We start from the raw sequence: 7,152 nt of genomic DNA, 5'->3' as shown, positions 1-7,152 counted from the left end.
GTAACCGAGGGCATGAGGTTACATTCTAAGCGCCACGCCGCCGCATGGACTTTCTCCGCGCAGCGGCTTCGTCCAACAAGGCCTGCTGCAGGGTATCCGCGACCTGCTGATCGGCATCCGGGGGTTGAAGCACGTCGTCCCAATGCTCGAAGACGCGAATCCTGTTGAGCCAGCTTGCATAGGCCGGATGCGCAGCTAGCGCCTCACGGGCTGCGTCGAAGTCGGCCTGCAGGTCGTCGCGGACCGACGGGGGAAGAAGATCACTGAGCCAGCGCTCGCTAAGGGCTAACAGCAGTGCATCCGAAGGCGTGAGCGGTGTGTGCATTGAATCGGAGACCCTTGTCGTCATTCGGGGGTTCGACCTGAGAGCATACGGCGCTGGCGATCTTGTTGCAGCGATCGGGTCCGGTCGCCTCCACCCATCGACACCAATGCAGACTTGCTGCAACGGGTGCGGTAGTCACGGACGATGCCACGCTGCTCTGGCGTCTCTGGAATCGGAAGCTGGCGTTTCGCAGAGACCAGGGTGATCGCCTGCTCTGCGTCCATTCCGTCCTGAGTGAGAAGGCAGCAGGCAACCACCCCGCTGCGGCCGATGCCGCCATAGCAGTGGACCGCCAACTGCGTGCCGGTGGCGATCTCCCGATGGAGGCGCGGAATCAGCTCGGCCAGCGCGTCTGGCTCGGGCGCGCCATGATCCGGGATGGGGAAGCGCTCGAAGGTCATGTCCTGCGTTGCGCATGTCTGTGGCTCGGCGGTGAGGCGTAGATCGGCGATCTCATGGTCCTAGAGCAGAGAGAGCACCTTGGTGACGCCCTGCGCGCGCAGGGTACGGACTTGCCGCACCAGCCAGTCGGCATTGGGGGCCGGCATGATCAGCAGCCCACCATTGGCGATCTGGCCAATTGGAAAGACGGATGGCGTCATGCAGCGTTCGACGTATCGGTTTCGCGAATGGGTTTAGGCCGTGCTGTGAAGAGCGGACACTCGATGATCACCGTGCTTCCAGATAGGCCTTGATCTCATCTGGACTGTAGCGCTTCACCGCACCCGGCAGATAGTCCGGATTCCGTCGCCTGCGCTCGCCTTGAACGTAATAGTCGCGCTTCGTGTAGTCGCCTCGGCAGGTGCCGCCCCATGCGGTGGAGTACTCGATGCAGTTGCTCAGGTCGACGGGTCCAACACATCCAGGCATCAGGTGTTTCCTCCGATGTCATCGCTGGAAATCTCCAGCACCAAGAAACCAATGACGGTGGTTGCTGACGGCCATCCCTGGCCTGCGAATCAGGCCGCCTGGGCGGCCGCGCCCTTGAGCCGGCACTCCAGGGCCAGCCGGCGCAGGAACTGCTCCGGGGAGAGCGCCTCGCCGAGTAGCTGCTGCTGGCGGCACACGGTGGCGAAGTCGCCAGCGGTGAGCCCCTCCAGCCCCTCGAGGTGGCGGGCGATGACCGCCGGCACCGGCGCCGCGACGTCGCCGAGCGCCTCCCGGGCGAACAGCGCCTGGCGCTGCGCGGGCGTCAGCGCCCGGAACTGCAGCTTGAAGTCGAAGCGCCGCAGCGCCGCGGCATCGATCCCCGACAGCAGATTGGTCGCGGCGACGAAGATCCCCGGATAGCGCTCCATCTGCTGCAGCAGCTCGTTGACCTGGGTGCGCTCCCAGGGGCGCTGGGCCTGACGCCGGTCGCCGAGGAAGCTGTCGACCTCATCGAGCAGCAGCACCGTGCTGTGCGGGTCCGTCTCGCGGAACAGCTGCGCCAGCTGCTGCTCGGTCTCCCCCAGGTAGGGCGAGAGCAGGTCCGAGGCCTGACGGCTGACCAGCTCGCGGTCGAGCGCCGCCGCCAGCGCCTCGGCGAAGGCGGTCTTGCCGGTGCCCGGCGGTCCCGCGAAGCACAGGGTGCCGCGCCCGGAGCGCGCGAGCGCCTGGACGATGGCCCCCGGTGTCACCCCGCCGGCCAGGTTGAGAAAGGCCGCGTCGAAGGCCGTCGCCGCCGTGCGCTGCCACGGCAGCGGCGCGCCCTGCAGCAGCTGGCGCAGCGCCCCGATGCCCGCGCGCACCGTCTGCTCCGGCGCCTGCTCCGGGCACAGCGCCACCAGCCGTGCCGCCGCGCCCAGCTGGGCCGGGGTCAGCGCCGCATCCGCGGCCAGCGCGTCGAGCACCTCCGGCGCCAGCCCGGCATCGCCCAAATGCCGCTCGGCCATCTGCCGGCGCACCGAGCGTGGCGGCGTCGTGAAGGCCACCGGCGCCAGGAAGCGGCGCAGAAAGGCCGGATCCATGCCCCGGGTGCGGTTGGTGATCCAGATCGCCGGTACCGGATTCTCCTCCAGGATGCGGTTCATCCAGCCCTTCTGCGGTCCCGCTGCCGGCTCCCCGCCGAGCAGGGCCAGTAGCCCGCGCCCGTCGTCGAAGACGTCCTCCACCTCGTCGAACAGCACCACTGCGTCGCGTCGCCGCGCCAACATCCGCTGTGCCAGCCGATAGGCGGCCAGCCGCCCCTCGCGGCTCAGCCCGCGTCCCGCCTCATCGGTGCTGCACACCGCGAAGGCCTGCAGCCCGCATTCCGCCGCGACCGCTCGCGCCAGCTCGGTCTTGCCGGTGCCCGGCGCGCCGTGGAAAAGCAGATTCACGCCCGGGGCGGCCTGCGCGGTGCTGCCGTGCAGCAGGGCACGGATCCGCGCGATGTCGGCCTGCAGATGCCCGAAGGCGGCCAGCGGCCAGGCGGCTGCCGGGGCCGGCTCGACCAGCAGGGCGAGCAGTGCCTCCGGGTCGGCCGGCTCGGCCTCGAGCACCAGGCGCAGCAGATCGCTCGCTGTAATGGCGTCTTCCAGGTCGCGGTGGTGGTTGATGTCGCACTCCACCAGTCCGAGCTGCCGCAGCGGGGCCTGCGGGTGCAAGACCGCGCGCAGGGTGGACGCCGGCAGCCCGAGCAGCTGCGCCAGGCGCTCTCGGTTGATGCGCCAGGAGCGGCTGCGGTGGCGCCGTCCACCTTCGCGCAGCAGCTCGACGAGCGCCTCGCTCGCGTCGCGTTGCTCGAGGAAGCGCAGGATCGCGATCTCCTCCGGCGCCAGGGTCAAGGTATCGCCCAGCACCGCGAGCGGCCCGGACGGCGTCAGCGCGGCCGCATCCGTCTCCAACGCCCTGCTCAGGGTTTCCGGCACCGCGCGCAGCCAGGCCTGGACCTCGCGGTACAGGAGGGGGTGATCCTCGGGATGGCGCGCCAACGCTGTCACCTCGGGCGTGGTCTCCGCCAAGCGGCGCCGACCGCGCCGCAGGCGCGGACGGGCCTCCGACTCCTCGCGGTCCTCGGCCAGCGCCGCCTCGGCCAGATCTCGCATCAGCCCGGGCACGACCAGCGGCTCAAGCAGCTCCCACAGGGCGCCCAGGGTATCGCTCTCGTCAAGGCAATCGACGACAACCGGGTCACGCACCAGCCGCAGCCCGTAACAGGCCAGCTGCCGCTGCTCGGCGGACAGGGTGCTCCAGTCTTCACGCCAGGGGCTCAGGTCGGTCATCATGCGTTGTGCTCCTCCGTCCACGGCTGAAAGCGCCGGCTGTCGAAATGGAAGGTCACCAGCTCGCCGCGGCCCGGATCCTCGTCCCCGATCAGCCCGAGCACCAGGTCGAGCGGCTCGCGAAAATAGGTGCTGCCGGCCTCCCGATCCTGATCATGGATCGACTCCGGCAGCACCTCGATCACCACCACCGGCTGCTGATAGCGCGGCACGCGATGGTTCCTCAGTCCCGGCTTCCAGGTCACCAGATCGCTGGGGGCGAAGTCGTGCCGCCGGGTCAGCGCTTGATAGTGCTCGCGCAGATCCTCCAGGGGCTCGTCGTCGAGCAGGTCGGTGCGGTCCTCTTCGCTGAGGCCGATCTGCGCGAGTAGCTCGCGCGAGGACAGATTCTCGTGCTGTCGTGGCATGCAAGACTCCTGTTGAACTGCATGGAGAACGTGGTTGCTGGCTGAGCGTGGCGTGCAAGATGCACCTCGCGTGCGACGGTATGCGTTGCATGCGGTCTCTGCGCGCGCTGGCGCGACCCTGGTTGTCGCTCGGACCTATATACGGCGCAGATGGATTCCCGTCGCAGAGGCCGCGCCGTCAACGCTGTTGCAAACAATAGGCCCCGCTGGTCGACCATCCCGACGGACAGTTGCCGACCTTGGGCAGCGCCGCGCGGGCCTGTCGGCCCGCCAGGCAATAGTCACCGCTGGTTGAATAGCCGCTCGGGCAGGGACCCTGCTTGGCGAGCGCGAAGCGGGCTGTCGAACCGGGCGCGCAGTAGCCCCCGCGGGTGCTGTAACCGCTCGGACAGGGTCCGGTCTTGATGATTGGCTGCGGGCTTGGTGGATCGGCGATCGCGACAGGCGTCAGCCCGACTAGCGCGAAGGCCAGTGCGGCGACGCAGGTCAAGGGATCATCGGATGGCCTTGGCATGGATACTTCCTCCGTGGGTTGCTGGTGTTCCCGCGTTGGCAGGTCAACACCGACCAAAGTGCACTGGATGTCGCGCGTCGAGGCTGCGGCATCCAGGATGACGGAATCCGAATTTGTTAAAGAGCCTGGGCAGGAGATCCCACACCGCGCTGCGAGAGGGAGGTGCGTGCGCCGCCGACACGGATTGGGGTTGGTGACTTGGTCTTGCGACACCAGCGGGGTAATCATGAGTTAAAATCAGTAGAAATGTAACGTCAATGAGGCACTTATGCGTCACTTAGTGACGCGCCTGTGCCCTCAGTCTCTCGCGAGCCTCCCATGAGCGATTTCCTGCGCCGTCTCACCCTCCTCGGTCTCATCCCGCGCCGGCCCCAGTGGGAGGGTGCGGCTGCTGTGGCGCGCCCATCAGCTGGGCGCGCACCCACCGGCAAGACCAGTGCCGCCGCCCTGCTGGAGCAACTGCAGGCCCGTGGCTTCGCGACCAACCTGCGCGCCGTGCAGCGCGATCTTGTGTATCTGGATAAGCTGTTTCCGGAGCTGGAGCACGACGGACAGCGCGCCGGCGGGCGCGGCTGGTGGTGGCGCGCGGACACCCAGGTGCAGCAGCTGCCGGCGTTGGATCCGGCTATGGCGCTGAGCTTCGTGATGGCCCGAGAGCTGCTTGATCCGCTGCTGCCGCCGCCGTTGGCACAGCGCCTCGTGCCCTACTACGCGGCCGCCGAGCGGGTGTTGGCTGACGCCGGCGCGCCGGGCTGGACCGCCTGGCGGGAGCGGGTGCGGGTGATTCCCGAGGGGCAGCCGCTGTGCCCGGCGCCGATCGAACCGGCGGTGATGGGCGTGGTGCAGACCGCGCTGCTGGAAGGGTGGCGTTTCCGCGGCCGCTACCAGCCGCGCGAGCGTGATCTCGCCGAGTACGTCTTCAATCCCTTGGGACTGGTGTTTCGCGCCCGAGTGGTCTATCTGGTGGCCACTTTGTGGGACTACCCGGACCCGCGTCACTTCGCCCTGCATCGCTTCACGCAGGCCGATCTGCTGGACGTCGCGGCGACGCCGCCGCCGGGATTCGACTTCGATGCCTACCTGGCGAGCGGCACCTTCGACTATGTCACCGCTGATGGCGCCCCGCAGCGGGTCGAGCTGCGCATGAGCGAGGCGGCCGCCGCGCATCTGGAGGAGACACCGCTGAGCGCCGATCAATGCATCACCGCGGAGCCGCAGTCGCCGGGCTGGCTGCGGGTCAGTGCCACCCTGCGTGAGACCGAGCAGCTGGTGTGGTGGCTGCGCGGCTTCGCCGATCAGGTCGAGATATTGGCGCCGCCGGCGTTGCGCGCGCGCCTGATCGCCGACGCGCGCGGGCTCGCTGAGCGCTATGGGCTGAGCTGAGGCCGCAGCAAGGCATCAGCCCTGCTCCGCCAGCCGTTGCACGACCTAGAGATCACCGTGCCACCGACCAGCTCCAGGCGCAGGGTCGCGTGTAAGCTCCACGTGCCTGTTGGCGACCAGCCTCATGGCCCTGACCTCTAGCGCACAGATGTGACAGGCTGTATCGCGCAAACTGGGACGCCCAGGCCATCCCGGCCCGGTTCGGGCAGCACGCTCAGCGTGCGGGCACCCAGTCGGCTGACATGTAGAGGAGTGCCTCGCGCGCGCCCTGACAACGCAGCGAGGGATAGTGTGTGCGCAGCGAGGCGAGGTTGAGGTAGGCGTCCGGGCGCGCCGGGAAGTGGCCATCGTCCTGCTTGAAGTAGACCGCGTAGCGCATGCCGTCGGTCACGATCAGCCGCTGACAGCGGTCACGCCCCGGCTGCTGTGCATAGTCCTGGGCTTGAGAGCGCGCGCTCAGACAGGAGCGGTCCTTGGGCTTGACCTCCACGACCACGGTCAGCTGCGCATCCGATCTGGGAAGTCTGTCGAACAGCGCGACGTCGACGCGGTTCCACTCGATGGCCATGCGCTGCGGTGTCCAGCCGAGGGCGCGCAGCAAGGGGACTGTGAGATAGGCGATCGTCTCGGATTCCGAAGGCGGGTCATGCCGCTCGTACCATTTCGCGATTCGTCGCAGCTCGTCGAGTTCGTGCGAGAGCGCGCGGATCGCGGTGCTGCCGACACCCTGATCGAAGAGGCATTCGGCAATCTCGTCCCAAGCCAACGCCTTCGGGGCCTGCGGCAGTGCCTCGAGTGGCCGCTGCAGCACCGTCGGCGCCGGCTCCTGCGCCGCGAGCCAATCGAGCACCGGTGGCGCATCCATGCGCTGCACGGTGTCGCCCAGCTTCATCGTGTAGGTCGGGAACGACATCAGGCCATTCGGGTCTGATGCGAGCCAGCGCACGCGGCGCACGTGATGGAGGTCCCAGCCGTCGATATCGCCGAAGCTCTCGTGCCATGCGTAGTCGCCCACGACGATTCCGTAGGCCAGCACCTCGGTCGTGCCAAGTCGCAGCACCACGACATCGCCGTCCTGGATCTCCTCGGCGAAGCGCCGCAGATCGGTCAGCTTGCGCTCGGAGAGCGCCCAATCGCTGCGCAAACTGCCCTGGCAGTCTGGCCAGGGACCTTCGGAGCCAGGGCCATTGAGAATGACATCCCAGTCGATGCAGACGTCCGCATAGTTTCGATTGGTGTCACCGGCTGCGACCTGCCAAAGGAGTGCGGCCTTGCATTGATGTGGCTTCTTGGGATAGCGTGCAAGCCACTTATGCATCTCAGGAAACGCATCATGGC

Annotated in this window: 9 protein-coding genes; 1 reads left to right on the top strand and 8 read right to left on the bottom strand. The window is 67.9% G+C overall.

Annotated elements, in window-relative coordinates:
• Positions 1 to 25: 25 nt before the first annotated feature.
• From G3480_RS24380 to G3480_RS24350, 7 genes are all read right to left on the bottom strand, one after another.
• The gene (locus tag G3480_RS24380) at positions 26 to 325 is read right to left on the bottom strand and encodes a hypothetical protein (protein WP_164656827.1); all 300 of its coding nucleotides are present in this window, start codon (positions 323 to 325) and stop codon (positions 26 to 28) included.
• Between the two features lie 20 nt (positions 326 to 345).
• Entirely contained in the window at positions 346 to 726 is a 381-nt protein-coding gene (locus tag G3480_RS24375; RefSeq protein ID WP_164656826.1) for a protein-tyrosine phosphatase family protein, read from the bottom strand.
• A gap of 60 nt (positions 727 to 786) precedes the next feature.
• A complete protein-coding gene (locus G3480_RS24370) occupies positions 787 to 927 on the bottom strand; it encodes a hypothetical protein (protein ID WP_164656825.1) in 141 nt (46 codons plus the stop codon).
• A 67-nt stretch (positions 928 to 994) separates the two neighbouring features.
• The gene (locus tag G3480_RS24365; RefSeq protein ID WP_164656824.1) at positions 995 to 1,195 is read right to left on the bottom strand and encodes a hypothetical protein; all 201 of its coding nucleotides are present in this window, start codon (positions 1,193 to 1,195) and stop codon (positions 995 to 997) included.
• 89 nt (positions 1,196 to 1,284) lie between these two features.
• Positions 1,285 to 3,513, bottom strand: coding sequence for an AAA family ATPase (locus G3480_RS24360; protein WP_240906032.1), 2,229 nt, complete (start codon positions 3,511 to 3,513; stop codon positions 1,285 to 1,287).
• Positions 3,510 to 3,917 carry a hypothetical protein gene (locus G3480_RS24355; protein ID WP_164656823.1) on the bottom strand — a complete coding sequence of 136 codons (408 nt, stop codon included), beginning with the start codon at positions 3,915 to 3,917 and terminating at the stop codon, positions 3,510 to 3,512. Before G3480_RS24355 ends, G3480_RS24360 begins: the two co-directional genes overlap by 4 nt.
• 178 nt (positions 3,918 to 4,095) lie before the next feature.
• Positions 4,096 to 4,431: a hypothetical protein gene (locus tag G3480_RS24350; RefSeq protein WP_240906031.1), complete on the bottom strand. Its 336-nt coding sequence runs from the start codon at positions 4,429 to 4,431 to the stop codon at positions 4,096 to 4,098.
• Positions 4,432 to 4,749: 318 nt separating this feature from the next.
• Between G3480_RS24350 and G3480_RS24345 the strand changes: the two genes are divergently transcribed.
• A complete protein-coding gene (locus tag G3480_RS24345) occupies positions 4,750 to 5,814 on the top strand; it encodes a helix-turn-helix transcriptional regulator (protein ID WP_164656822.1) in 1,065 nt (354 codons plus the stop codon).
• Between the two features lie 214 nt (positions 5,815 to 6,028).
• Here G3480_RS24345 and G3480_RS24340 read toward each other — a convergent pair.
• A partial coding sequence (locus G3480_RS24340) for a hypothetical protein (protein ID WP_206171876.1) occupies positions 6,029 to 7,152 on the bottom strand: 1,124 nt, incomplete at its 5' end.

Source organism: Thiorhodococcus mannitoliphagus, assembly GCF_010915725.1.
GTDB lineage: Bacteria > Pseudomonadota > Gammaproteobacteria > Chromatiales > Chromatiaceae > Thiorhodococcus > Thiorhodococcus mannitoliphagus.
Note: the sequence above shows the minus strand (reverse complement) of the source record. Positions and strands in the feature narration are given on the sequence as shown.

Coding starts and splice junctions, on each gene's coding strand:
- G3480_RS24345 (WP_164656822.1), top strand. CDS start 4,750: ATGAGCGATTTCCTGCGCCGTCTCACCCTCCTCGGTCTCATCCCGCGC.
- G3480_RS24355 (WP_164656823.1), bottom strand. CDS start 3,917: ATGCCACGACAGCACGAGAATCTGTCCTCGCGCGAGCTACTCGCGCAG.
- G3480_RS24380 (WP_164656827.1), bottom strand. CDS start 325: ATGCACACACCGCTCACGCCTTCGGATGCACTGCTGTTAGCCCTTAGC.
- G3480_RS24375 (WP_164656826.1), bottom strand. CDS start 726: ATGACCTTCGAGCGCTTCCCCATCCCGGATCATGGCGCGCCCGAGCCA.
- G3480_RS24370 (WP_164656825.1), bottom strand. CDS start 927: ATGACGCCATCCGTCTTTCCAATTGGCCAGATCGCCAATGGTGGGCTG.
- G3480_RS24350 (WP_240906031.1), bottom strand. CDS start 4,431: ATGCCAAGGCCATCCGATGATCCCTTGACCTGCGTCGCCGCACTGGCC.
- G3480_RS24360 (WP_240906032.1), bottom strand. CDS start 3,513: ATGATGACCGACCTGAGCCCCTGGCGTGAAGACTGGAGCACCCTGTCC.
- G3480_RS24365 (WP_164656824.1), bottom strand. CDS start 1,195: ATGCCTGGATGTGTTGGACCCGTCGACCTGAGCAACTGCATCGAGTAC.